Genomic DNA, 24,513 nt, shown 5'->3' on the forward strand with positions numbered 1-24,513 from the left:
GCGGTTACCAACCGGTTCTGGCTTTTCGGCCGGGTCTGATTACAACCCGAACCCAAGGAGCACCTCATGGCTTTCAAGACAGATGCCGCAAAGATCAAACGCTGGCGCGAAGAGCGGCACTGGTCGCAGGAACACCTGGCCGAGCTGGCCGGGCTGGGAATCCGGACGATCCAGCGCATCGAGAATGGCGAACCCGCTTCGCGCGAGACGCTGACCGCGCTGGCGGCAGCCTTCAATGTCGATGCCATGGCGCTGTGCATCGATCCGGAGGTCGAGGCGGCGGAGATTGCCGACCGGCGCAGCACGGAAGCGGCGGCCGCTTTGCGGCTGTCCTTTTTCATCCATCTTGTCGGTTATGTGATGGGCATGATCGTATTTGCCGCCATCAGTATCGGCTCGGGCTATTTCATCATGAAATGGCCGGCCCTGTGGTGGACGGTCGGTCTGGCCGGGCATGCCGTCCCGGTGGTGCTGATTTCGATCGTCGCGCGCTTTCAGGCGGACAGGCGGGCCGCCTGACCGGTCTGCCTGACCGAATTTTCATCAAAATGTGACTCGCCAATCCCCGCCATTTGTGTAGTGTCACCTAATCAGAACATAGAGGGAACATTCAAATGCTGGGTTATGTGACACTTGGAACCAATGATCTCGAGAAGGCCGCCGCCTTCTACGACAAGATCTGCGCGGAGTTCGGCGTCAGCCGGATGATGGGCGACGAGAACTTCATCGCCTGGGGCAAGCCGGACGGCGGCGCCGGGATCGGCCTGACCAAGCCCTTCAATGGCGAACCCGCCACGGTCGGTAATGGCGTAATGGCGGCCTTCCAGTGCGAAAGCCCCGAACAGGTCGACAAGGTCTACAATCTCGCCATCTCGCTGGGCGCCAAGGATGAAGGTCCGGCCGGTGATCGCGGCGGCAATTTCTACGCCGGCTATTTCCGCGACCCGGACGGCAACAAGCTGAATGCCTTCTGCATGACCGGCCCGTTCGGCGGATAGGACATGCTGACAGAGATCGAGGGGTGGTGAGGTTTCACCGCCCCTTGGTCGCCAGGCTCGGCTCATTGCCATTTTTCAATTGATACCGAATGCCGCATTGATTGCGCCGCGCTCCGGATGTTGGCTCCGTGCTAACCGATGTGGTTGACAGGAGTGCTCCATGACAGCGCGGATACCGCAGCTGATAAGTCTGACAGCCGGCGTGTTGCTGAGCCTTTGCACGAGCGCGCCTGTATTGGCGTCTTCGCAGCAGGGCGAGACGCAGGAAACGGACGCGCAAGGCGAGGAAACGCCCTTCGCCGGCTTTGATAGCCCCTATTACGTCTTCCAGTTCGGCCCGGGCGAAAACTGGATCGACGGGGTGGATCCGTTCGAACAGGATCTGGCCGGTCATTTCGCCTATATGGGCCAATTGGTCGGCGAAGGCGTACTGGTTCATGGCGGTCCGCTCGATCGCGGCGATGGCAGCCATGCGATGGGCGTGATCCGCGCCAACAGTCTTGAACACGCGTACGAGATCATGGCTCGGGACCCGGCCGTGCAAGCAGATGTCTACAGCCTTCTGGCACTGGATCGCTGGATCGCCCTCGCCGGCTCGGGCGACGGGATCGATGCCAGCGAGATCGTGCCGCCTGACCGGCGTTGACCGGGTTCCGGGTCTGGCCGGGCGGATCGCGGCTCGCGTCGCGCGCGGCGAAAGGCTAGCCTGAAGCCGGGATGACGGAATCAGGGACAGACACACGGCCCGCAACCGGGATGGGCGAAGAAGGAAGCTGCGCCAATTGTGGTACAGGCTTCAGCGGTGAGTATTGCCCGGCCTGCGGCCAGTCGCGCACCGAGCTGAAGCGGCCGATCGTCGGTCTCGTGACGGACGCTATGGACGGCTTGCTGACCTGGGACGGGCGGCTGGCGCGCACCTATCGCGGCCTATTCCGGCGGCCCGGCCGTGTAGCGCGTGACTTCATGGACGGACATCGGCGGGCCTTCACCCCGCCGATCCGACTCTATCTCATTGTCAGCCTGCTTTTCTTTGCGGCGATGGAGCTCTCGGGTGTCCGGGTTATTGCTGTTACCATCACCCAGGATGCTGAGGGTGAAGCCGGCGTATTCATCACCATGTTCCAGCCGCCGCGCGACGCACCGCCGGTTGTGCCGGATGCCGAGGCTCAGGCAGAGATGCTCAGGCTTGCGGAAGAAGAAGGCGTCCCCCAGCGCCTGCGCGACCTAACCGCGCTCGCGATGAACAATCCCGATATCGTGGAGGAGCGCGCAGGCGCGGCCGCAAGCCAGGCGATGATCCTGATGGTGATCGTATTTGCGGCGCTGAGCGGCTTACTGCATCCGCGCCGCAAGCTGATCGAGCATGTCGTGCACGCGCTCTATTTTCACGCTGCGCTACTCCTGCCCTTCGCGGCCGTGATCATTATGGGAATCCACCTTCCCATGCCCCTGGAGGCAGCAATCGGCATTGCGATTGCGAGTATCCTGGCGCTCGGGACGGGCATGGTTTTGTTTGACCGGGGCTTTTATGCTTCGAGCTGGATCGGCGCCAGCTTGCGCGCCTTGCCACTGTTGCTCGGCTATATCCTCGGTGCAACCCTCGCCGCCATCGGGCTGATTGCGATCACCGCGCTGTAAATCCACATGTCTTCACTTCAAATTCACGCCCGCCATGCCTATATTGGATTCGCTGGCTTGCCAGCTATGACGATAAACGGTGCGTGTAATAACCGGACTGGACCCGGGTGCGATTCCCGGCAGCTCCACCAATTTCCCGCCCTTGCGCCTGCAAGGCGGTTCTTACGGGGCTGATCAGGATCGACAGACGGCTAAAGGCGTAACTTTCGTCCGCATGGGTACCGTTAAATGCCCATCTTAGTAGTTGCAAATGACAACTATGCTGAAGAGGTTGCTCTCGCTGCGTAATGCGGTGCGAGTATCTCGCTTTAAAGTCCTGAGCCCATAGCAAGTTCAGGCGGGGTCCGGGGGCGCCTGGCAACAGAAGCCCCCACTTATTCCCGGACAGATCCTCACCCAGCGCCCCGCCGTGCAGACAGCCCGGCGAGTCGTGGATATACAGGGCCGACATCAGGCTTTCGACCCCGGATGCAGCCTGAGCCGCGGATCAAGGCACCTTGCATGACCCTTCTCGTTTTCTACCTGCTGTTAGCTCTTGTCGTATCGTTCTTCTGTTCGCTCGCGGAAGCCGTGCTGTTATCGGTTCGACCCTCCTATGTGGCCGCTCTCGAGCAGAAAGGACGCCCCGGGGCACGGGCCCTGTCCGATATTCGCAACAATCTCGACCGCCCCCTCGCCGCCATCCTGACGGCCAACACGATCGCCCACACCGTCGGCGCCGCCGGCGTCGGCGCGCAGGCCGCGGCGGTGTTCGGCAACCAATTCCTCGGCCTGACGTCGGCGATCCTGACGCTGCTGATCCTGGTGTTCTCCGAGATTATTCCGAAGACGCTCGGGGCCACCCATTGGAAAACGCTCGCGCCCACGCTGGCGGTGATGATCCTTGCCCTGACGCGCCTCCTTTTCCCGCTGGTCTGGATGTCGGAGAAGCTGACGCGCCTGATGTCCAAGTCCGGTGCGCATGGCCAGACGTTCAGCCGCGACGAACTCTCCGCCATGGCCGAGATCGGGGCCGAAGAAGGCGCGCTGGAAACCAAGGAATTGACGATCGTCAAGAATTTGCTGCGGCTTCGCCGATTGTCGGTGCGTGACATCATGACACCGCGGCCGGTCGTCTTCGCGGTCGATGCCAGCATGAGCGTGCAGGATTACTTTGCGGAATTCGGCAGCAAGCCGTTTTCCAGAATCCCGGTTTATGGTGACGGTTTCGACGACATCACGGGCTATGTGCTGAAGGACGATCTCCTGATGGCGCAAGCCCGGGACGAGTTCGACCGGCCACTCGAAGACTTCCGGCGTGATTTCCTGGCCTTGCCCGACAAGACATCGGCGTCCGGCGTTTTTGATCGGCTGATGCACGAGAAAAGCCATATCGCCCTCGTGGTCGATGAATTCGGCACCACCCAAGGCCTGGTCACGCTCGAAGACGTGCTGGAGACGCTGATCGGCCTGGAAATCACCGACGAAATGGACCGCGTTGAGGATATGCAGGCGCTCGCCCGGGAACGTTGGCGGAAACGCATGGAAGGGATCGGGATCGATCCCGAGAGCCTCGAGCGGTCCTGACCCGCTCCAGCTGTCACACGCCTTGCACACACAATGGCAGGCCGCCCTCGGGCCGCAATGTCACCGTCATCACCGGATAGGGTTTGTATCCTTCCGGCACCGAGAAGCGCAGGCGACGCACCAGGGCGGCCAGGATGATGACGGCTTCCGTCAGCGCGAAGCCCGAGCCGACGCAGGCCCGCGGCCCGCCGCCAAAAGGCTTGAACTGCCAGGGATTAGTGGGCCGGTTCCCGACCGAGAAACGGTCTGGATCAAAACGGTCCGGATCCGGCCAGAAGCGGTGATGCCGATGCAGCGCATAGAAGGCGAGGATCGCGACATCGCCCTTTTTGACCGCGCGCTCGCAGATCTGTGTGTCGCGCACCGCCTGGCGCCCGACCAGCGGGGCCGGCGGATACAATCGCAGCGTCTCGTCGATGATCTGGCGCGTGAAGACGAGGCTCGCCAGGTGTGCCGCCTCGAGCGGCGCACCGCCGGCTGCCTCATTCACTTCTGACCGGACCCGGTCCTGCCATTCGGGACGGCTGGCCAGCACATAGAGCGCCCAGCCGATTGCGATGGCGGTTGTCTCGTGGCCGGCGATGACCAGGCTCAGCACATTGTCGCGGACATCGATTTCGCTCAGGCCGGTGCCGTCCTCGGCCTGCGCATCGAGCAGCAATTGCAGGAGATCGTCGCGTTTCGCAGCGCCTGTCTTGCGCTTGGCGATCTCGCGCATGACGGCGTTGCGCAGGATCTTGCGGGCTTTCAGGGCTTTCGGACCGAGAATGCGGGGCGCGGTCTCGGGCAAGGGCAGCAGATCGGAAAACCGGGTGCGCCCGGTTTCCTCGAACACCTGCTCGATAGCGGCACGGATAGTGGCACGGTCGAAGTCGTCAGGTTTCGTAAAGAGCGCGGCCTCGATCACGCTTAGCGCGGCCTGGTTAAGTGACGGCGTTATGTCTGCGGGACCCGCTGTTGCACCGAGGCTTCCCGCGGCGGTTTCTGCGGCCGCCGCCATGTGCGGAACGAGCGCCTGGATGCGCTGGCGGACAAATCCCGGCTGCATCGCCTTGCGCTGGACTTTCCACCAATCGCCGTGCGCGGTCAGGATCGCCTCGCCGAGAATGGGACGCAGCATGCGCTGGATCAGTGGCGATTTGCGCCAGGCATCCGGGTCGTCGGCGAGAACGGCCTTCAATTCGTCGGGCCCGGAAAGAGTGTGCACAGTGCGACCGATGAAGGGGGCCGAGATCCGCGTGAACTGAAAGGCTTCCAGCGGCAGGATCTCGACCGGCGAATGGCGCAGGACCTTTGCCGTCCGCCACAATCCGAGCGGGCGCGTCTGGCGCCGCGGCATGGGCGGAATGAAGGCTTGAGTTGTCATCGGCGTCGGCCGTTCGTTCTTCACGGGATTCTGCAATCTAGGGCATTCAGAGAAAATTACAGTGCGACAATCGAGTCTTCGTTGACGCCACAGGCGGCATGACTACGCTTGAGTTACGGACTAATTGGGGGAGTTCATCGTGGCGACTGACCTTATGCGCTACGATCTGCTGGCGCAGGAAGCCTTGCGCGGCGTCATTCGTGAAGCGTTGATTCGCGCGGCAGGCCCCGACGGTCTGCCGGGTGCGCACCATTTCTACATCAGCTTCAAGACCGAAGCCCTTGGCGTGGACATCGATGACAGCCTGAAGTCGAAATATCCCGAGGAAATGACCATCGTTCTGGAGCACCAGTTCTGGGACCTCAATCCGCAGGACGATTTCTTCGAGGTCACGCTGAAATTCGGTGGCGTTCCGAAATACCTCAAAGTGCCCTACTCGGCCGTCAACCGTTTCCATGATCCGTCGGTCGGATTTCATCTGCAATTCGAACCGATGATGCAGGCGATCGCCGAGGAAGATCAAAGCGGCGCGAACAGCGAGCCGGCAAAGCTCGAGGCCCCGGACCCGGCGCCGAAGAAGACGAAGAAGGCCAAGGCGGCGGCCAAAACATCTGCCAAAGCGTCGGGCGACGGCGCTGAAGTGGTCAGTCTCGACAGCTTCCGGAAGAAATGAAATTTCCAAAACCGCCCTGGGACGAGGCGACGATCAGGCGTTTCTTCACCGAGTCCCCAAACCAGCTTTTCTATTCCGAACTGCTCGGCTTCAGATTCATCGAGCTGAACTGCGAAGAAATGTGGTTCGAGGCCGGCTGGGAGCCCGACGCGCGCGTGTCCAGCCCCACCGGCGCCGTCCAGGGCGGCATGGTGACGGCCATGCTCGACGATGTGATGTCACTCGCGGCGATCACCGTGGCCGGTTTTGACGGGGTGGTGCCGACCCTGGAGATGAAGACCAGCTTCATCTCGCCTGTATGGCCGGGGCCGCTCAAGTCCAAGGGCCAGGTGATCAAGAAGGGCAAGCAATTCTTTTTCACCGAGGGCTGGCTCTGGGATGCCGAGGACCGGCTGCTGGCCAAGGCCAGCGCAACCTGTTTTCACAAGCCGCACAGCGAGGTGAAACGCATCAAGGAAGAGCGGGGGCTCTAGGACGGGTGCGGTGATGCTGGCCGGCGCTAGGCCTTGCGGATGAGAAGCCGGTCGAGCGCAAAGGCGCCGCCACCGGCTGTGGCGAAATAGGCGCCGATCGCCACCAGGACAAAGGCCGGCCACATGGCGCGGAAATCGTCATTGATGTGCACCATCAGCATGGCGACAACGAAGTTCGCTGTGACCAGCACGCCGGCCCAGCGCGTCAGCAAGCCGAAGACCAGGCCGAGGCCGGCGATCAGCTGGGTATAGACCGACAGGGGCGCCATCAGCTCGACCATCGGAAAGCCAAACTGCGCGAGGAAGGCCTCGAACTCGTCCATCCGTGCCGCGCTGGTGATGTTGTCCCAGACACCATACACTAGGAAGCCACCGGTCAGGACGCGCAGGAAAGCGATTGCAAAGTCTTTGAGCGGTGAAAGAAAAGACAGTTGGATCAGGTTTCGCATGTCTCCGCCTCCCGGTTCAGGGGCCGGGCCCTGACCTTGACGCGGGCGCGATCCGCCAGGACCTTTTCGACCATCAGTTTCTCGACCTGGCTGTCATCGTGAAAGACGCAACCGGTGAGCGCATCCAAGACGGCTTTCGCGACATTGTCGACGTCGTGCACAGGACTGTGATCGGTCCGCTCGATGCGGATCTCGACTTCATAGGGGCCGTATTTCGGGCGCACACGCTTGAATTCGGTACGGAAAAACTCGCCGATCAGCGTCTTGAAACGCTTCGATTGCGAGGTCAGCGCGTCAACGCGCAGATGGAGGCTGTCTCCTGACATCGCGGCCTGAACCCGTCCTTTCCCGATCCAATCCAGTGTGTCGTCTTGATCCATGGTGTACGGGTGATACACGTCCGAATCGAATTGTCAGTAACCTTCTGCCGATCCCGGCCATTGCGCAAGGAGCCTCCCGCGATGAGCGAAACCCGCACCGAAACCGACAGCTTTGGCCCGCTCGAGGTTCCCGCCGACAAGCTCTATGGCGCGCAGTCGGCCCGTTCCCTGATCAATTTCCCGATCGGCGAAGAGACCATGCCGGCGCCGATGGTCCGTGCGCTCGGCATCATCAAGCGCTCGGCAGCGCGGGTGAACAAGTCACTCGGCAATCTCGAGCCGGAACTTGCGGACGCCATCGCGCAGGCCGCCGGAGAAGTCGCGGAAGGAAAGTGGAACGATCATTTTCCGCTGTCGGTCTGGCAGACCGGGTCCGGCACCCAGTCGAACATGAACACCAATGAAGTGGTCTCCAACCGGGCGATCCAGATCCTCGGCGGCGAGGTCGGCTCGAAAGATCCGGTCCACCCGAACGATCACGTCAATCGCTCGCAATCCTCGAACGACACCTTCCCGACGGCAATGCATATCGCCGCCGCCGAGGAAATGCATCACCGCCTGCTGCCGGCTCTGCAGACTTTGCGCAATGCGCTCAACGACAAGGCAGAAAGCTTCAAGGACATCATCAAGATCGGCCGCACCCACCTGCAGGACGCCACGCCGCTGACGCTGGGCCAGGAATTTTCCGGCTATGTCGCGCAGCTCGATCTCGGCATGCAGCGCGTTCGCGAGGGCCTGGAATACCTGTTCTATCTTGCCCAGGGCGGCACCGCCGTCGGCACCGGCATCAACGCCAAGCCGGGCTTCGATGTCGCCTTCGCCGAAGACGTGGCGAATTATACCGGCCTGCCGTTCAAGACCGCGCCGAACAAGTTCGAGGCGCTTGCCGCACATGATGCCTATGTCTCGGCGCATGGTGCGCTCAACACTCTGGCCGCCTCTTTGAACAAGATCGCCAATGATATCCGCCTCTTGGGCTCCGGTCCGCGCTGCGGGCTGGCCGAGATCTCGCTGCCGGAGAACGAGCCGGGCTCGTCCATCATGCCGGGCAAGGTCAACCCGACCCAGTGCGAGGCGATGACGATGGTGTGCGCCCAGGTGATGGGCAACCAGGTCGCCATCACGGTCGGCGGCGCGCAGGGGCATTTCGAGCTCAACGTGTTCAAGCCGATGATGGCCTACAACATGCTGCAATCGATCCGCATCATGGCGGATGCCTGCCTGTCCTTCACCGACAGGTGCGTGGTCGGCATCAAGGCGAATGAGGACCGGATCACCGACCTGATGGAAAAATCCCTGATGCTGGTGACCGCGCTGGCGCCGACGATCGGCTATGACAACGCCACCACCGTCGCCAAGACCGCGCACAAGAATGGCACGACGCTGAAGGAAGAGGCGGTGAAGCTGGGCTTTGTGACGGCGGAAGAATTCGACCGGGTGGTCATCCCGGCCGACATGATTAAGCCGAAATAGGCCCCTCACCCTCGAATCCTCGCCCTTTCAGGGCTCGCCTTCTTTCCCTCTCCCTCGAGGGAGAGGGAAGAGCGCGTCAGCGCGAAGGGTGAGGGGTCCCCTACCCCACGCTCAGCGCCAGCATACGGCTCACCTCGGTCTGCGAACGCCCGCTTTCTTCCGTCCAGGAATTGAACGCTGCCTGCACCTTTTTCATCGCGCCTTTCGAGGTCGGTGGCTTGTCGATCACGCCTTCGCGGATCAGGGCTTTCACGACATCGCCCGAGGCAATGAACGCGTCCCAACCCGAGAAGCGCAGGAAATACTGGCCGGTGCTGCCGCCCAGGCGTGAGGCATGTTTGCCGAAATGTTCCAGCAAACCGACCTGATCCGATGGCGGCCAATTGGCGAGAAAGGCGCCGAAGCCGCCGTGCTCTGCAGCGATCTCCTGCACGAATTGCGCGTTCTTCACCGTCGCAGTGATCTTCTGGCCGTTGCGCACAATCCGCTCGTCGGAAACGAGGCGGGCAATGTCATCGTCGGAATACAGCGCGACCTTTCCCGGATCGAAGCCGTCGAAGGCGGCTTCAAACCCGTCCCACTTGGCCTCGATCACTTTCCAGACGAAACCGGCGGAAAACACTGCCTGCGTCATGCCGGACAACCAGCGATCGTCCGGAATGGCGGCGAGCTCGTCGGCTGATTTCGGCTTGGCGAGCTTTTCCTCGACCGCTTCTCGGCTGCCATGATGCTGGATCGCCAAGGCTTCGATTTTCGCGAATGGACGCATGTTCGGCCTCCTTGCCCGTGAGGCCGATATCGGATGATCTTGTGACCCGAAAGGCAAGCCACATGCTCGTGAAACGCTCGATCTCGATTGCCGGCCACCGGACCAGCCTGGCGCTGGAGCCGGAATTCTGGGCTGTGCTGGACGCATCCGCCGAGCGTCGTAGTCTGCCGTTCGCTGCGCTGATCCGCGAGATCGACGAAGCGCGCGCCGCGAGCGATGCCGACCAGCCGCTCTCCTCGGCTTGCCGCGTGTTTGCACTGCGGGAGGTTCAGTCCGCGCCCGGCTTGCCGTCGCCGACATAGCGGATCCGGTCCGCGCCGCAATGGAAGTCCGGCGCCAACTCAGCGGCCAGGGCATGGGCACGCTCATTGGCATTCGGGACCTGCATGGCGTCGACATAACCGACATGGCAGGCGCTGACGGGCCCCTGCTCGCGCAGGGCAATGACAACAAGGACATTCGAATTGGTGACGGCCCCGCCGGTAAACTCCGCGGCGTCGGCGTCATAATTGGGGGTCATTCCCCGATACCGGACAATCGCGGCATAAGGGGTTGGTGCGCCGTCGGCATAGCGCCAGTCGATCACCGGGCCGATCAGCATGTCGAGGCCGCCGATTTCAGGGCGTTCGTCGAGCTGGGTTTCGATCCCGTTGGGTCCGATGGCCATGGCCCCTGAATGCTCGCTGTACGGCAGCCAGATCTCGCGGCCATCGGGGCCTTCGCAAACCTGGAGATAGGGGGCGAGGTCGCCGGGATCGCGGTCCTCGCAATTCTCGAACTCGGTAAATACGCTGCGGTCGGTTGCGGCATCCTGCGCAGCCGCCATGCCCGACAGGCCGACCATGCCGGCGACGATCCATAGGTAACGCATGACTTCCCCCTGTTTCGGCGGATGATGGCGCGAACACCGTCATCCGCCAAGGAAAAAGGGGTCAGCCGATTGCGTTGCAGCGCTCCAGCAGGCTGGCCATGACCGGTTCCCAGCCATTGTTGTAGCCCTTGCGCAATTCCGCGCCCTTGGGATCTTTCTCCCAATTGCGGTGGGTCAGGTCGATCCGCGTCCGGCCGCCACCCAGATCCGTGAACACCACTTCGACCTCGGTGCGCTGGGCCTCGGGCTTGTCGAACCCCCAGGAAAAGATCAGGCGCTCGCCGGGCTGCCAGGTGCCGATCGTTCCCCAATAGTGTTCGGTGCCATCCTGTGCGACTTCAAACAGACGCCCCCCGATACCGCTTTCCATGACAACGCGCGCCGGCGTGACCCCTTCGCGGTCGGCGCCGAGGGAATGCGTCTCTTTCGGCCACCAGGCATCAAATTTTTCCGTGAAAAAGCGGAATGCCGTGGCCGCATCCTTGTCGACCGTGACCGATTTCTCGACCGGGGCGATTGTCTCATTGATCACCGTGTTCATCGCGCTCCAGCGCCTCCTTGTAGTTGGCGAGCGCTGTTTCCCAGAACCCGTCGAGCCAGCTTCGCAGCGCTTCGAGTCCGGCCAGCCGGATCGAATAGATCCGCTGCGTGCCTCGCCTTTCCACCTCCACCAGGCCGGCATCAAGCAATGTATTGAGATGTTGCGAGATTGCCGGACGGCTTACGGGAAAATGCCGGGCCAGATCGCCCGCCGCCGCCGGTCCGCTGCGCAGGTGCTCAAACACGGCGCGGCGGGTGGGGTCAGACAGAACAGCCAGGCATTTTTCGTAAGCCATCACTTACGTTAGCCGTTGCTTACACTTGAGTCAATTGCACGTCCTTTGCTCGTTCGCGCAGGCGCCCGAAATGATCGTCCCAACCGCCATCATGAGCACACAGCATGTCGAACTCCGACACCGGCGCGCCTTCGAATCCGTCATGCACGAGGTGAAGGCGCGTTCCGCCCTCCACCGGCTCGAGCGTCCATTCAACACGTGTTTCGTGTTCCTTCAGATGGTTGTGGGTGAAGGTGTAGACGAGCGTTCGTGGCGCCTCGGCGGTGAGCACCCGCCCCCAGCACAGACCGTCCCCGTCATCGCCCAGCAGCTTGTAGGGTTGGCCGGCCTGCAATGGCACGTCGCTGCGGTGGAACCATCTGGCCAGCTCGTCGGGCTGGGTCAGGAAGGCCCAGACTTTTTCTGGGCTGGCCCGCAGGAATACGGTCTTCTCAATACTTGCCGTCATCGTCTTGCTCCAATGTTGATTTCAACTTGTCCAGCCTGTCGTCCCAGAACCGGTCGAAGACAGAGAGCCAGGCTGCCACGTCCTTGAGGGGGGCAGCATTGAGCCGGTTCATCCGCTCGCGGCCCCTCGCTTCGACCCGGATGAGATTGCCGTCGCGCAATATGGCGAGGTGTTTGGCTATCGCGGGGCGGCTGATCGCGAAGCGTTCGGACACTTCACCGATCGACATTTCGCGCTCTGCCAGAAGACCGAGGATTTCGCGCCGCGTCGGATCCGAAATGGCTCTGAATACGTTTTGCATACCGCCCTCATAAAACCGATTGGTTTCATATTAATGCAACCATTTGGTTTCATGTCAAGTCGTGGCTTGACCCGTGTCCGGCCGCGCGGTCTAAGCGCCTATGCGCTCACCCGACTCGGTCCAGCCGCAATGGGCGGTCTTCCGGCACACGCCCTATCTGATCTACTGGCTGGCGCGGTCGCTGACCTCGTTTGCCGTTCAGATCCAGGTCGTGGCCCTCGGCTGGCAGGTCTACGACATTACCCGCAACCCGCTCGATCTTGGCCTGATCGGGCTGTCACAATTCGCACCGGCGCTTCTGCTGGTCCTGGTCACCGGTGCGGCGGCCGACCGCCTGCCACGCCGCGCGATCATGATCGCGACCCTGCTGGTTTCAGCCGCGGTATCGGCCGCCCTTCTGACGTTCACGATTGCCGGCAGCCGTCAGGTCGCGCTGATCTATGTCCTGCTGGTCGTATTCGGCATCGCCCGCGCTTTCCGCGGCCCCGCCGTGCAGGCGCTGCTGCCGAATATTGTGCCGCCGGCCCTCCTCTCGCGCGCGATTGCTCTGAACTCCTCGGCCTGGCAGCTCACCACGATCGTCGGTCCGGTCGCCGGCGGCCTGCTGTATGGGATTTCGCCTGTCGCCGCCTATGGCAGCGCCACGGCCCTGCTCTGCCTTGCCGCCCTGCTAGCCACGCGCATTCCGAAACCGGACCAGCATTCGGAGACCGAGCCGCGAAGCTGGGACACGATTCTGGCCGGCTTCCGCTATATCTGGAAAGAGAAGATCGTGCTCGGCGCGCTCTCGCTCGACCTGTTTGCGGTGCTGGTCGGCGGTGCCGTGGCGCTATTGCCCGTCTATGCGCGCGATATTCTAGAAGTTGGCCCGGTCGGGCTCGGACTGCTCCGGTCCAGCCAGGGCATTGGCGCAGTGGCAGTGGCGCTCTACCTCGCCGTCAATCCTATCCGCGATCATGCGGGCCTGTTCCTGTTTGCCTTCGTCGGGGTGTTCGGCGGTGCCATTGTCGTGTTCGGCATTTCCGAGCTGGTCTGGTTGTCGGTGGCCGCGCTGATTATCGCCGGCGGTGCGGACATGATCAGCGTCTATATCCGCGAAACCCTGATCCAGCTTTGGACCCCGGACCGGCTGCGCGGCCGCGTCAATGCGGTGAACATGCTGTTTATCGGAGCGTCGAACGAGCTCGGTGAATTCCGGGCCGGTCTCACCGCCTTCCTCATCGGGGCCAAAGCGACCGTCATTGCCGGAGGCGTCGGGACGATCGCCATTGCGGCCGTCTGGGCCAGGCTGTTTCCGGAACTCCGCAAGGCCCGCCATCTCGACGGCCGGCCTTGACGCCCCAGCCGGCGCGGCGTTCAAACAGGGGGTGACCGAGTCGCCCCGCTTTTCGCCCGTCCGATGGATTGTGCGGCAATGGACCGAAGGCCGGTCTGCTGCCCTCTGGCTGGTCGGCGCCGTGATCGGCGTGGTCGCGGGCTATGCAGCGCTCGGCTTCATCCTGGCCATCGAAGTGACCAGCTATCTGATGTTCGGCGCCGACCACGAATTGCTGGTCTCCGGCGTATCCGGTCTGCCGGTATGGCAGATCATGCTGGCGCCGGTCGCCGGCGGCGTCATCGTTTCGGCAATTCTGTATGTCGGCTTTTCGCGCGGCTGGTTGGTCGAAAACCGCACGGGCGCGGTTGCGGACGTCATGGAAGCGCGCGCCGCGCGTGGCGGGCAAATCACGCTCGCCGACGGCCTCCTGTCGGCCGCCATTTCGGCCGTGTCGCTGGGATCGGGCGGATCAGCCGGTCGCGAAGGGCCGGCCGTTCATCTGGGCGCGGCGGTGGCGTCCCTGATCGCCCGGATCCTGCGTTTGCCGCCGCGCGCAATCCGTATCCTCCTGGCCTGCGGCGCGGCGGCCGCCGTCGCGGCCAGTTTCAATGCGCCTGTCGCCGGCGCTCTGTTCGCCTTCGAAATCGTGCTGGGTCATTACGCGCTGCGCTCGATCGCACCGGTCGCCATTGCCAGCGTCACCGGCGCGCTGATTTCGCGCGCACATCTCGGTGCGACACCGGCCTTTTCGATGCCGGAGCTGTCGCCTGCCGGCCTCCTCGATCTGCCCGGCGTTATCGGGCTCGGCCTGATGAGTGCGCTGGTTGCCAGCGCATTTGTGCTTAGCGTCATCCATGCGCCGCGCGTGATCGGTCAGACAGCAAAACAGATCGGTCTGCCCATTTGGGCGCTGCCGCCCGTCGGCGGCATCCTGATCGGCGGGCTGGCCCTGATCTCACCGGAAATCCTGGGCGTCGGATATGAAGCGACCGCTACGGCGCTGGCCGGCGGCTATGCCATTCCGATCCTGATCCTTCTGGTCGGCATGAAGCTGCTGGCCACAGCCATCACGCTCGGCTTCCGCTTTGGCGGCGGTGTATTTTCACCCTCGCTCTATCTCGGTGCCATGCTCGGCGCGGCGTTCGGCGGGGTGCTGGCGCTGACCGGAGCGGAAACAGCCGGTGTGCCCTTCTATGCGGTGGTCGGCATGGGAGCGGTCGCCGGGGCGGCGCTGGGTGCGCCACTTTCAACCACGTTGATCGTGTTCGAACTGACCGCCAGCTATGAAGCCTCTGTCGCGGTGCTGATTGCGGTCTCGCTGGCAACCGTGCTGAGCCAGGCGCTGGCCGGCGGCAGCGTCTTCCACAAGCAGATCCTGCGGCGCGGCTATGACCTGTCACGCGGGCAGGCACGCGTCCTGTTGCAGACGATACGCGTACGCGAGGTGATGACCCCGATGCGGCCTGACGAAGCCGGCGCCGATTTCGACAAGGACGCGCCATGCCTGTTCGAGGATGATTATCTCGGCAAGGCCATCGGCTTTCTCTCGGCAGAAGCGCTGGACGGCACGGTCGTGCGATCCCGGACCGGCGATCAACCCATTGTCGGCTATATCAGCCGCACCGAAGCACACGCCGCCTATGCCCAGGCCCTGGCGGAAGCGCATGAGGAAGAGCACCGCTAGGACTGCTGCAGGGTATGGGGCTCAAGCCATCCTTGCGCCCAGTGGCACGTCGCCATCGGGCGCGGCCAGCCGGATGGCCCCGTCTTCATCCGCAAATCCAAGGACCAGGACCTCGGACCGGACCGGGCCGATCTGGCGTGGCGGGAAGTTGACGACGGCCATCACCCGGCGCCCCACGAGGTCGTCGGTCGCGTAATGCACGGTGATCTGCGCCGCGCTCTTTTTCTCGCCGATGGCGGGACCGAAATCGATCCACAGGCGGTAGGCCGGTTTGCGGGCTTCGGGAAAGGTCTCGGCGCGGACAATCCGTCCCACCCTGATGTCGACCTTCAGGAAGTCATCAAACGAGATCTCGCCGGCAATCGGTGCCTCGGGTGCAAAATCCTTGTGCATTCCCTGCCCTCCTCTGGCCGCACACTGCGCCATTGGAGGGCTCGTCCCGCAAGCCTGCAATTACAGCGAATGCCCTATTCGCCGGCGCCGGCCGGCGGAAACGGGGCGTAGGTCGAGAGATCCGGCAACTCGCCTTCGCAGGCGGCCATCACCCGGTCCGTGCCGGTGCCATGATCAACGAAGGAGACCAGATAGCCCATCGGCCCGGGCGAAGCGACAATCGGCATGCCGCGGTTTTGCAGCGACACTTCTGTTGTGGTGCCGACATCGTCGAGGCTGACGCCCGGTGCATGAAACATGACGTGCGGTGCGACGCGCAACAGGTTCCCGCTGGCATTCACCAGGTTGAAGTCGGACATCATGTAGACGACGCCATGACCATCGACCGGATGATAATGTCCGCTCTCGAACCTTTCTGCGCGGCGTGCCCGGATGTCGGCAAACGCCTCGCCGGCGCGCAGCGCCTCTCCCTCATCCAGGAAGACGCGGACATGGGTTCCCTGGGCCAACTCGTCGAAGCATTGCGGCACCACGGCATTCGGGGCTTCGCGCACGGCCATGCAGACATAGCCATTGCTGCCGGGCGTGACGAGCTCGTATCCGTCTTCGCCGAAAGCGTAGACCCCCGCATTCTCGCGCAAATGATCGGTGCCGGCCGAATAAGCGAGCTCGACCTCGCAGTCCCGGCTCAACTCGATGACCCCGCCATCCTGCGCCATTGCGGGCGCTACGCTAACTGTGGCTGCGACTGACGCCGCAAATAAATTCAATCTCTTCATTCAAATCCCCGACTGATACCAATTGTCATCCAAGCGGCGATAACCACCGCTCGATTTTTTTAATACGCTTTCGTACGCTTTTATAGATGGCTCGCGAAAATGTGAGGCGGCGGCCGCGAACTGTGGCTGGCGTTCCCGGGATCCTGCATGACAAGCGGGCCTATGCTTGGTGCTTTGCCGCTGCCTACAGCCCATACACGCGAAACTGCGGCCGCATGCGAGACTCATGACGATGAGCCTTCGGGCGTCCGGCTAGTTGCTTAACTCTTGTTCTATTTATAGGCGAAAATGCTGGCAATACATGTATCGGCTGTGCAGAATGCTCGCGCTCGTGAGGGGAGGGCTATTATGGGAACGATCAGTCTACTCGCCGGTATCGCTTTGATTTTCCTGTCTATTATGAGTTATTTTCTCAATCGCAGCTCCGGTTGACGAGCGCAGTCCTCGATAGGCGCGGGACATCGCGCAGTCCCGTTGGCGCGATGTGCCGCTGCGGACACCCTAATAAGAAACCAATCTGGTTCGGCAGCCCTGGCGAAGACGGGTTCAAATCCGGCTGAGCGCTGCGGCAGGATGTGCCATATTTGTTCTCATCGCCCGACTCGCCGTGCTAGAGCGTCTGCATGAGTTCAGTCCCGATTTCCCAGCAAGCCCGTCCGCAGCCGCCGAAGCGCGAGGCCAACTATCTCGACGGTCTCAATCCGGAGCAGCGGGCCGCCGTCGAGGCCATCGAAGGGCCGGTACTTGTGCTGGCCGGCGCCGGCACCGGCAAGACGCGCGTGCTGACGACGCGGCTGGCGCACATTCTGGCGACCGGTCATGCGCGGCCCTGGGAAATCCTGTCGGTGACCTTTACCAACAAGGCAGCGCGCGAAATGAAGGAGCGTGTCGGCAAGCTGATTGGCGAAGCGGTCGAAGGCCTGCCCTGGCTGGGCACTTTCCACTCCATTGCCGCCCAGATATTGCGCCGCCATGCCGAGCTGGTGGATCTGAAATCGTCGTTCACCATTCTCGATACGGACGACCAACAGCGCTTGATGAAGCAACTGATCCAGGCCGAAGGGATCGACGAGAAGCGCTGGACGCCGCGCTATCTGGCGTTGCTGATCGATGGCTGGAAGAATCGCGGCCTGACGCCGGACAAGCTGCCGGAGGATGCGAAATACCAGTTCGCGGACGGGGCGGGCCAGAAACTCTACGAGGCGTACCAGGCGCGGCTGCAGATCCTCAATGCCTGCGATTTCGGCGACCTCCTGCTGCACAATCTGACGATCTTCATGAACCATCCGGACGTGCTCAAGGAGTATCACCGGAAGTTCCGCTACCTCCTCGTCGACGAATACCAGGACACGAATGTCTGCCAGTATCTGTGGCTGCGCCTGCTCGCCCAGGGCTCGCAGAATCTGTGCTGTGTCGGCGATGACGACCAGTCGATCTATGGCTGGCGGGGCGCGGAGGTCGACAACATCCTCCGCTTCGAGACCGATTTCCCCGGCGCCAAGGTCGTCCGGCTGGAGCGCAATTACCGCTCGACCGGGCATATTCTCGGCGCAGCGTCGGGCCTGATCACGGCCAACCGGTCGCGGCTCGGCAAGACGCTGTGGACCGAGGACGATCCCGGCGAGAAGGTCCAGGTGCGCGGCATCTGGGACGGGGAAGCGGAGGCCCGCTTTGTAGCCGACGAGATCGAGGCCTGGGTCAAGGACGGCCGCCGCCACCGCGATTGCGCGGTCCTGGTACGCGCCTCCTGGCAGATGCGGGCCTTCGAAGACCGTTTCTTGATGTTGGGCCTTCCCTACAAGGTGATCGGCGGACCACGCTTCTTCGAACGCGCCGAGATCCGCGATGCGCACGCCTATTTCCGGCTGGTGCGCTCGATCGATGACGATCTCGCCTTCGAGCGCGTGGTCAACACGCCGAAGCGCGGGATCGGCGCGACCAGCGTGCAGAAAGTGCAGCAGGCTGCCCGCGCGGCCGGGGTGTCGATGGCCGAAGCCGCGCGGCTGATGACCGAGACCGACGAGATCCGCGGCAGCGCCAAGACCGGCTTGAAGACCTTCCTGCGCGATATCGCGCGCTGGCACGAAATGGCCGGAAGTATGCGCCATGACGAGCTCGCCGAGATCATTCTCGATGAGAGCGGCTACACGGCGATGTGGCGCGAGGACAAGTCGCCCCAGGCTGCCGGCCGGCTCGACAACCTCAAGGAACTCGTGCGCTCGATGGGCGAGTTCGACACGCTGGAAGCCTATCTCGAACATGTCTCGCTGGTGGCGGATATCGACACCGCCTCGGACGGGGACGAGGTCTCGCTGATGACGCTGCACGCCGCCAAGGGGCTGGAATTTCCGCTGGTCTTCCTGCCCGGCTGGGAAGAAACGGTCTTTCCCTCCCAGCGCTCGCTCGACGAGGGCGGCACGGCGAGCCTGGAAGAGGAACGCCGCCTGGCCTATGTCGGCCTGACACGGGCGCGCGAGCGGGCGATCATTTCCTTTACCGCCAACCGCATGATCTTCGGGCGCTGGCAGGCGGTCATCCCGTCGCGCTTTGTCGATGAATTGCCGGCCGACCATGCCGAGGCGGTTTCGGACACGGGCTATTACGATTCAGGGCCGGGTTTCGAAGGCGTGAAGGAGACGCCGGACCCGTTCGTCTCGAGCTACACCTCGCCCGGCTGGAAGCGCTATCAGCAGGCATCCGGCGCAGGCCGCAAGGGCAGTGCGGCGGTGATCGAGGGCAAGGCGAATTTCGTCGAGACCAGCTCGGCCGGTTCCGGCAAGTGGAAACCGGGCGATCGCTGTTTCCATGACAAGTTCGGCTATGGCACGATCAGCCGCGCGGATGGCGCCAAGCTGACCGTCTCTTTCGACAAGGCCGGCGAGAAGAAAGTGGTCGAGAGCTTTGTGAGGGCAGAGCCGTGACCCTCTGGAAACTCGTCTTCACCGGGCCGATGGCGCCGCTCTATGGCGCCGCCGAGCGGCTGGGCAATGCCAGCGATGATGCGCTCTCGGTCACCGTGTTCGAGGACGATGCGGATGAAACGCGGGGCTGGCTGGAAGCCCTCTACGAGCGCGAGCCGGATGCGGAGGCGGTCCGCGAGGCGGCCGGGCTCGACAATGATCACGAAGCGAACTGCGAGCCCCTGCCCGAGGAAGACTGGGTGACGCTGTCGCAAAAGGGCTTGCCGCCTGTCATTGCCGGGCGCTTTGCCCTGCATGGCAGCCATGACGAGGCCCCAGAGGGCAAGATCGCGCTCCTGATCGAAGCCGGGCCGGCCTTCGGGACCGGTCATCACGGCACGACGCGCGGCTGTCTTGAAGCGTTTGACCAATTGCTCGAAAGCGGTTTCGAACCGGAGAGCGTGCTCGACCTCGGTACCGGGACCGGCGCGCTGGCCATCGCGGCGCGCAAGGCACTGCCGATGGCGGATATCCTTGCTACCGACATCGACCCGGATGCGGTCGCGGAAAGCGAGAAGAATGCCGCGAAGAACGGGGCGGACGACATTGATTTCTTCGTCGCGGACGGGTTCGAGCACATCAAGCTGACGGCGCGGACGTTCGATCTCGTCTTCGCCAACATCCTCGCCCGGCCGCTGATCGATCTGGCGCCTCGCATCGTCCAGGCGATGGACGAGAACAGCGTCGCCATCCTGTCCGGGCTGATGGAGCATCAGGCCGATTCCGTAACCGCTGCCTATCTCGGGCTCGGCATGATCGTCGAACGCCGCGATCCGATTGACGACTGGTCGACCTTGGTCGTGCGGCGGGCTCACTAGTTCGTCACTTATCCACGCCGCGGCCAGCGCCCCTATACTCGCCATTCCTTTTCCCCAGCAGAGAGGCGGGCTGCAGCCGTCTGTGACCCTCGGGGATGAGGGGGATGCCTCGAGTGGGACGGGCTAACGATCCGGACCATGAAAGAGCGGCTGGTGGTGCGACGGGGCTGGTAACGGTCCCGGCCGGGCAACGCCTGCAGGATTGATGCGCAGACAGGTTCCGGATGGAGACCCCATTGCTGTCTTTGACGTCCGGAAAACCGGCAGCGTACCGGGCCCCGCCCGACAGTCCGGCAGGTTGGACAAAATGCCGGTGTGCCTAAAGACGGCCCGGACAGCTGGTCAAAACATCCCGCGCGGGAGGCTTTTGCGAGCCCCCAAGAACAGACACGCCCTGAATATACGGTTCGCGAACCTGCCTCCCGCGCGCCTCTCGGCGTTTCCGCTCCGGTGACGCCAGACCTTCAACCCAGTCCACGCAACTTGACTCAATTCTTTTATTTCGATATTTCTCGATATATGGATAAACCAACCGCTCTCGATGCCCTCTCGGCCCTTTCGCAGGAATCGCGGCTCGACGTGTTCCGCCTGCTGGTAAAGGCTGGTGATGACGGGCTGCCGGCGGGCGATATCGCCATGCATCTCGGCGTGCGCCAGAACACGATGTCGACGCAGCTCGCGATCCTTACCCGCGCTGGCCTGATCCAGCGCCGTCGCGAGGGCCGCACCATCCGCTATGCCGCAGACTTTCAAGGCATGCGCGGGCTGATCCGATATCTGATGAGCGATTGCTGCGGCGGCGTTCCGGAGATTGTCCGGCCGCTCGCCGAGGATTTTTCAAACGCCTGAAGGAGGCCGCGATGAAACGCTTTCACGTCAATCTGACCGTCAAGGACATCGACAAGTCGATCGCCTTCTACAATGAGTTGTTTGCGGCCCAGCCGGTGATCCGCAAGGACGATTACGCCAAGTGGATGCTGGACGATCCCTTCGTCAATTTCTCGATCTCGACCAAGGGGACGATCGCCGGCATTGATCATGTCGGGATTGAAGCGGACAGCGATGACGACCTCGCCGTGATCCGCGAGCGCCTGGTGAAGGCCGACAGCCCGATCTTCGACCAGGAGGCCGTCAATTGCTGCTATGCGGATTCGAAGAAGGCCTGGATCCGCGATCCGGATGGCGTCGCCTGGGAAACGTTCCACACCAAGGGGCAGACCACGAATTACGGCGACGGCATCACGCCGGAACGCGCGCACTTCGCCGAGACGCCGGCGGCTTCAGAACGATGTTGCGGGTGAACAATTTCAACCGAACCGGTTCGTTCCCTCGCCCCCTTCAGGGGGAGAGGGAAAATGGCGACGGGACCCTGCGAACACAAAAGGCCTTTCATGCCTTGCCGGGATTTTTTCGACGCCGTATCGTCAGGTCAAGGGCGCGTACGCGCCGCTTCGCGGTTTCACCTTTGAGCTGAAAATCCGGCGCGAAAGACTGGCCGGCAGGACATGTAAGGCAGGAATTGCTTGGCTTTCCCCTCTCCGCCAGCGGGGAGAGGGGGAATGAAGGCTTGAGGAACTACCGCTTGCGGCCCTTGATGCCGGAGGCGTCGAGGAAGGCGTTGACGTCGGTGGTCGCAGCGCGGCGGCGAATGCCGGCACGGCTGCGGGTGCGGTCGAGATGATGACTCATGGCATCGCCGCCATTGAGTGCGAAAAGCCAGTTGGTGGAAGACATGGGCGGGCTCCTTTGTTGGCGTGGAGATGCGCCTGAACGATCCGGTTTTGAAGTGCGGAAAATTCAATCCTGCTTTCCGCTTTTGCATAGCAGACAGGCGCATTGAAAGGCGAAGCGGCGCGGCGTAGTTTCCGCGCCATGACCCATTACAGACCCCAATCTTTCGAGGTGAAGGGCGGCCCGCAATGGGGCCGGGACCACCTGCCGCTGCTCCGTGCGAAACTGGCCGAGGCCGGGCTCGATGGCTTCCTGATCCCGCACGAGGACGAATATAATAACGAATATCTGCCCGACAGGGCGGAACGCCTCGCCTGGGCGACCGGTTTCACCGGTTCGGCCGGCGCGGCAGTGGTGCTCAAGAACAAGGCCGCCGTCTTTGTCGATGGCCGCTACACCGTCCAGGGCCGCGCGCAAATCGATCCCGAATTGTTCAGCCTCGAAGACCTGACCGGGGCCGGCGTCGCCGGCTGGCTCGCCGACAACGCCCCGTCGGGTGGACGCATCGGCTATGATCCGAAACTGCACAGCCCGGACGCGCTCGACAAGCTGACGCGCGGCGCCCGGAAAGCCGGGGCGGAACTGGTAAGGGTCGATACCAATCCGATCGATGCTGCCTGGGAGAACCAGCCGGAACCGCCGATGGCGCCGCTGGTGCCGCACCCGGTCGAATTCGCCGGCGAAGACCACGCCTCCAAGCGCAGCCGGATCGGCGAAGCGATTGCCGAGGACGGCGCCGATGCCGCGGCGATCACGGCGCCGGCCTCACTCGCATGGTTGTTCAATCTGCGTGGCGGCGACGTGATGCGCTCGCCGCTGCCACTGGGCGCAGCGATCATCCACAAGGATGGAACCGCGACGCTATTCGTTGAACCAGACAAGATCTCGGATGAGGTTCGTTCGCATCTCGGGAACGAGGTCGCGATCCGCCCCGAAGACGAGTTTGAAGCGGGTCTGAAGGACATGACGGGAAAGAAGGTCAGCGCCGATCCCGCGACCGCCTCGGCCTGGGTGTTCGATACGCTTGAAGCCGCCGATGCCACGGTCGTGCGCCGCCGCGATCCGGTCGCGCTGCCCAAGGCGATGAAGAACGAAACCGAGCTGAAGGGCGCGGCCGCCGCGCATGTGCGCGACGGTGCGGCGCTGGTGCGCTTCCTGCACTGGCTCGACACCGAGGCCCAGTCCGGCGAAGTCGACGAGATCACGGCAGCACAGAAACTGGCCAGCCTGCGCGACCAGATTCCCGAACTCCGCGACTTTTCGTTCGACACGATTTCCGGCTACGGCGCCAATGGTGCCCTGCCCCATTACCGAGTCTCGGAAGCGTCGAATTTGAAACTGACGCCCGGCTCGCTCTACCTGGTGGATTCCGGCGGCCAGTATCCGGACGGGACGACGGATGTGACCCGGACCGTGCCGATCGGCGAACCGACGGCGGAAATGCGCGAACGATTCACGCTCGTCCTGAAGGGCCATATCGCGCTGGCGCTGGCGCGCTTTCCGCAGGGAACGACGGGCGGCCAGCTCGACATTCTCGCACGGCTTCCGCTCTACCTGCGCGGGCTCGATTACGGGCACGGCACCGGTCATGGCGTCGGCAGCTTCCTCGGCGTGCATGAGGGGCCGCAGCGGATCGCCAAGGCTGGCTCCGACGAGCCCCTGCAACCCGGCATGATCTGCTCGAACGAGCCGGGCTATTACAAGGAAAACGAGTACGGCATCCGCATCGAGAACCTGATCTATGTCACTGATCCCGAACCGATCGAGAATGGCGACATCGACATGATGGGTTTTGAGAACCTGACCTGGGCACCGATCCACAAATCGCTGGTCGACATTCACTTGCTGACCCCCACGGAAGTCGCCTGGCTGGACGATTATCATGCCGGCGTACGCGAACACGTCCTGCCGCTTGTTGACGGCGAGGTGGCCAGCTGGCTGATCAAGGCCTGCGAGCCGGTTTCAGGCTCAACGCCCTGATGCGGCTCGTCGGCATCATTGCCCTCGCCGCGATGGCGGCTGGCTGCTTCTATTCGGAAGACGAGCTGATCTCGCGGCGGCTGGCCGGAGAGCCGTTCGAAACCGGCTATTATCTCCACGCCCCGGTCGATCCGGAGACCGGTGAAGAATGGGGCGGGGCGACCTGGGAGGGCGAGATCCGCAAGGGCCGGCAACGGCGATACTATTCGCGCGTCGACGATTTTCCGCACAACAATGCCCGCTTCCGGTCGATGGGCGGCACGGTCTGGCTCGCACAGGTGCCGGCGCGCGACGGGCCGGAAGCCTATTCCTATGGCCTTTTGTGGGTCTATGAGGGCGATGTCATCGCCTATCACATCCCGGATTGCACCGGGCTGGCCGAAGCTGCCCGCACCGGGCTTGGTCTCGCGCCGGACGAGGAAGGCCTGTGCCATATCGACGATCTCGGCACGCTGGAATCTGCAATGAGCGCCTACCTTGCGCAATTCGAGGGCGAGGACATGCGCATTGACGGTATTTACCGGCGGGTGGATCAGGCCCAGCCCGGCGAGTAATTCCCCTGCTCTTTCAGGGGGAGAGGGTCATCTTTCTCTCGTCATCCCTGCGAAA

Annotated in this window: 29 protein-coding genes and 1 other RNA gene; 18 read left to right on the plus strand and 12 right to left on the minus strand. The window is 62.9% G+C overall.

All coding sequences use genetic code 11. From position 1 onward, the window contains the following. Positions 1–66: 66 nt before the first annotated feature. From ACOOFN_RS02765 to ACOOFN_RS02790, 6 genes are all read left to right on the plus strand, one after another. Positions 67–519 (plus strand): helix-turn-helix domain-containing protein, encoded by a 453-nt coding sequence (locus ACOOFN_RS02765; protein ID WP_420433452.1) that lies wholly within the window; start codon positions 67–69, stop codon positions 517–519. Positions 520–614: 95 nt separating this feature from the next. Next, positions 615–998, plus strand: a complete 384-nt coding sequence (locus tag ACOOFN_RS02770) for a VOC family protein (protein WP_420433454.1) — start codon at positions 615–617, stop codon at positions 996–998. 160 nt (positions 999–1,158) lie between these two features. Next, positions 1,159–1,644, plus strand: a complete 486-nt coding sequence (locus ACOOFN_RS02775) for a YciI family protein (RefSeq protein ID WP_420433456.1) — start codon at positions 1,159–1,161, stop codon at positions 1,642–1,644. A gap of 110 nt (positions 1,645–1,754) precedes the next feature. Further along, positions 1,755–2,636 (plus strand): DUF3667 domain-containing protein, encoded by an 882-nt coding sequence (locus ACOOFN_RS02780; RefSeq protein WP_420433458.1) that lies wholly within the window; start codon positions 1,755–1,757, stop codon positions 2,634–2,636. Between the two features lie 12 nt (positions 2,637–2,648). Next, positions 2,649–3,011, plus strand: a transfer-messenger RNA (tmRNA) gene (ssrA, locus tag ACOOFN_RS02785). 126 nt (positions 3,012–3,137) lie between these two features. Then, complete coding sequence (locus ACOOFN_RS02790; protein ID WP_420433460.1) at positions 3,138–4,202, plus strand: hemolysin family protein; 1,065 nt, start codon at positions 3,138–3,140, stop codon at positions 4,200–4,202. Between the two features lie 13 nt (positions 4,203–4,215). On the opposite strand, the gene ACOOFN_RS02795 is transcribed toward ACOOFN_RS02790, so the two are convergent. Continuing rightward, complete coding sequence (locus ACOOFN_RS02795; RefSeq protein ID WP_420433462.1) at positions 4,216–5,568, minus strand: cytochrome P450; 1,353 nt, start codon at positions 5,566–5,568, stop codon at positions 4,216–4,218. A 154-nt stretch (positions 5,569–5,722) separates the two neighbouring features. Between ACOOFN_RS02795 and ACOOFN_RS02800 the strand changes: the two genes are divergently transcribed. Both ACOOFN_RS02800 and ACOOFN_RS02805 read left to right on the plus strand, forming a co-directional pair. Beyond that, positions 5,723–6,241, plus strand: coding sequence for an SspB family protein (locus ACOOFN_RS02800; protein WP_420434987.1), 519 nt, complete (start codon positions 5,723–5,725; stop codon positions 6,239–6,241). Beyond that, positions 6,238–6,714, plus strand: coding sequence for a PaaI family thioesterase (locus ACOOFN_RS02805; protein WP_420433464.1), 477 nt, complete (start codon positions 6,238–6,240; stop codon positions 6,712–6,714). Before ACOOFN_RS02800 ends, ACOOFN_RS02805 begins: the two co-directional genes overlap by 4 nt. Positions 6,715–6,740: 26 nt before the next feature. Here the strand turns inward: ACOOFN_RS02805 and ACOOFN_RS02810 are convergent, their stop codons facing one another. Continuing rightward, positions 6,741–7,163 carry a DoxX family protein gene (locus ACOOFN_RS02810; protein WP_420433466.1) on the minus strand — a complete coding sequence of 141 codons (423 nt, stop codon included), beginning with the start codon at positions 7,161–7,163 and terminating at the stop codon, positions 6,741–6,743. After that, positions 7,151–7,543 (minus strand): RusA family crossover junction endodeoxyribonuclease, encoded by a 393-nt coding sequence (locus ACOOFN_RS02815; RefSeq protein ID WP_420433468.1) that lies wholly within the window; start codon positions 7,541–7,543, stop codon positions 7,151–7,153. The genes ACOOFN_RS02810 and ACOOFN_RS02815 overlap by 13 nt, the downstream gene beginning before the upstream one ends. Positions 7,544–7,624: 81 nt before the next feature. On the opposite strand from ACOOFN_RS02815, the gene fumC reads away from it, so the two are divergent. Then, positions 7,625–9,016: a class II fumarate hydratase gene (gene fumC / locus ACOOFN_RS02820; RefSeq protein ID WP_420433470.1), complete on the plus strand. Its 1,392-nt coding sequence runs from the start codon at positions 7,625–7,627 to the stop codon at positions 9,014–9,016. 100 nt (positions 9,017–9,116) lie between these two features. Here the strand turns inward: fumC and ACOOFN_RS02825 are convergent, their stop codons facing one another. Next, on the minus strand, positions 9,117–9,785 hold the full coding sequence (locus ACOOFN_RS02825) for a DNA-3-methyladenine glycosylase I (protein WP_420433472.1): 669 nt from the start codon (positions 9,783–9,785) through the stop codon (positions 9,117–9,119). Positions 9,786–9,847: 62 nt separating this feature from the next. Here ACOOFN_RS02825 and ACOOFN_RS02830 point away from each other — a divergent pair, with 62 nt between their 5' ends. Further along, the gene (locus ACOOFN_RS02830) at positions 9,848–10,087 is read left to right on the plus strand and encodes a ribbon-helix-helix domain-containing protein (RefSeq protein WP_420434989.1); all 240 of its coding nucleotides are present in this window, start codon (positions 9,848–9,850) and stop codon (positions 10,085–10,087) included. Here the strand turns inward: ACOOFN_RS02830 and ACOOFN_RS02835 are convergent. From ACOOFN_RS02835 to ACOOFN_RS02855, 5 genes are all read right to left on the minus strand, one after another. Continuing rightward, complete coding sequence (locus tag ACOOFN_RS02835) at positions 10,054–10,656, minus strand: hypothetical protein (RefSeq protein WP_420433474.1); 603 nt, start codon at positions 10,654–10,656, stop codon at positions 10,054–10,056. The genes ACOOFN_RS02830 and ACOOFN_RS02835 overlap by 34 nt on opposite strands. 61 nt (positions 10,657–10,717) lie before the next feature. Continuing rightward, entirely contained in the window at positions 10,718–11,197 is a 480-nt protein-coding gene (locus tag ACOOFN_RS02840; RefSeq protein WP_420433476.1) for an SRPBCC domain-containing protein, read from the minus strand. Then, positions 11,178–11,492 carry an ArsR/SmtB family transcription factor gene (locus tag ACOOFN_RS02845; RefSeq protein WP_420433478.1) on the minus strand — a complete coding sequence of 105 codons (315 nt, stop codon included), beginning with the start codon at positions 11,490–11,492 and terminating at the stop codon, positions 11,178–11,180. The genes ACOOFN_RS02840 and ACOOFN_RS02845 overlap by 20 nt, the downstream gene beginning before the upstream one ends. A 19-nt stretch (positions 11,493–11,511) precedes the next feature. Beyond that, positions 11,512–11,940, minus strand: coding sequence for an SRPBCC family protein (locus ACOOFN_RS02850; RefSeq protein WP_420433480.1), 429 nt, complete (start codon positions 11,938–11,940; stop codon positions 11,512–11,514). Next, on the minus strand, positions 11,924–12,241 hold the full coding sequence (locus tag ACOOFN_RS02855; RefSeq protein WP_420433482.1) for a metalloregulator ArsR/SmtB family transcription factor: 318 nt from the start codon (positions 12,239–12,241) through the stop codon (positions 11,924–11,926). Before ACOOFN_RS02855 ends, ACOOFN_RS02850 begins: the two co-directional genes overlap by 17 nt. Positions 12,242–12,341: 100 nt before the next feature. Here ACOOFN_RS02855 and ACOOFN_RS02860 point away from each other — a divergent pair, with 100 nt between their 5' ends. Next, positions 12,342–13,577 (plus strand): MFS transporter, encoded by a 1,236-nt coding sequence (locus ACOOFN_RS02860; RefSeq protein WP_420433484.1) that lies wholly within the window; start codon positions 12,342–12,344, stop codon positions 13,575–13,577. 31 nt (positions 13,578–13,608) lie between these two features. After that, entirely contained in the window at positions 13,609–15,243 is a 1,635-nt protein-coding gene (locus ACOOFN_RS02865) for a chloride channel protein (RefSeq protein ID WP_420433486.1), read from the plus strand. A gap of 21 nt (positions 15,244–15,264) precedes the next feature. On the opposite strand, the gene ACOOFN_RS02870 is transcribed toward ACOOFN_RS02865, so the two are convergent. Continuing rightward, a complete protein-coding gene (locus ACOOFN_RS02870) occupies positions 15,265–15,636 on the minus strand; it encodes a tRNA-binding protein (RefSeq protein ID WP_420433488.1) in 372 nt (123 codons plus the stop codon). 74 nt (positions 15,637–15,710) lie between these two features. Then, entirely contained in the window at positions 15,711–16,415 is a 705-nt protein-coding gene (locus ACOOFN_RS02875) for a hypothetical protein (protein WP_420433490.1), read from the minus strand. Positions 16,416–17,038: 623 nt separating this feature from the next. On the opposite strand from ACOOFN_RS02875, the gene ACOOFN_RS02880 reads away from it, so the two are divergent. The 4 genes from ACOOFN_RS02880 (at position 17,039) to ACOOFN_RS02895 (ending at position 21,494) form a co-directional block, all read left to right on the plus strand. Continuing rightward, positions 17,039–19,336 (plus strand): ATP-dependent helicase, encoded by a 2,298-nt coding sequence (locus tag ACOOFN_RS02880; RefSeq protein WP_420433492.1) that lies wholly within the window; start codon positions 17,039–17,041, stop codon positions 19,334–19,336. Then, positions 19,333–20,193: a 50S ribosomal protein L11 methyltransferase gene (locus ACOOFN_RS02885; RefSeq protein ID WP_420433494.1), complete on the plus strand. Its 861-nt coding sequence runs from the start codon at positions 19,333–19,335 to the stop codon at positions 20,191–20,193. The genes ACOOFN_RS02880 and ACOOFN_RS02885 overlap by 4 nt, the downstream gene beginning before the upstream one ends. 519 nt (positions 20,194–20,712) lie before the next feature. After that, positions 20,713–21,042 (plus strand): ArsR/SmtB family transcription factor, encoded by a 330-nt coding sequence (locus tag ACOOFN_RS02890; RefSeq protein ID WP_420433496.1) that lies wholly within the window; start codon positions 20,713–20,715, stop codon positions 21,040–21,042. An 11-nt stretch (positions 21,043–21,053) separates the two neighbouring features. Continuing rightward, positions 21,054–21,494, plus strand: coding sequence for an ArsI/CadI family heavy metal resistance metalloenzyme (locus ACOOFN_RS02895; RefSeq protein ID WP_420433498.1), 441 nt, complete (start codon positions 21,054–21,056; stop codon positions 21,492–21,494). Positions 21,495–21,768: 274 nt separating this feature from the next. Here ACOOFN_RS02895 and ACOOFN_RS02900 read toward each other — a convergent pair whose 3' ends face one another. Next, entirely contained in the window at positions 21,769–21,927 is a 159-nt protein-coding gene (locus ACOOFN_RS02900; RefSeq protein ID WP_420433500.1) for a hypothetical protein, read from the minus strand. Between the two features lie 138 nt (positions 21,928–22,065). Here ACOOFN_RS02900 and ACOOFN_RS02905 point away from each other — a divergent pair, with 138 nt between their 5' ends. Next, the gene (locus tag ACOOFN_RS02905) at positions 22,066–23,904 is read left to right on the plus strand and encodes an aminopeptidase P family protein (RefSeq protein WP_420433502.1); all 1,839 of its coding nucleotides are present in this window, start codon (positions 22,066–22,068) and stop codon (positions 23,902–23,904) included. Beyond that, positions 23,904–24,458, plus strand: coding sequence for a hypothetical protein (locus ACOOFN_RS02910; protein ID WP_420433504.1), 555 nt, complete (start codon positions 23,904–23,906; stop codon positions 24,456–24,458). The genes ACOOFN_RS02905 and ACOOFN_RS02910 overlap by 1 nt, the downstream gene beginning before the upstream one ends. Positions 24,459–24,513 lie beyond the last annotated feature (55 nt).

It is taken from the genome of Hyphobacterium sp., from assembly GCF_965217055.1.
Taxonomy (GTDB): Bacteria; Pseudomonadota; Alphaproteobacteria; order Caulobacterales; family Maricaulaceae; genus Hyphobacterium.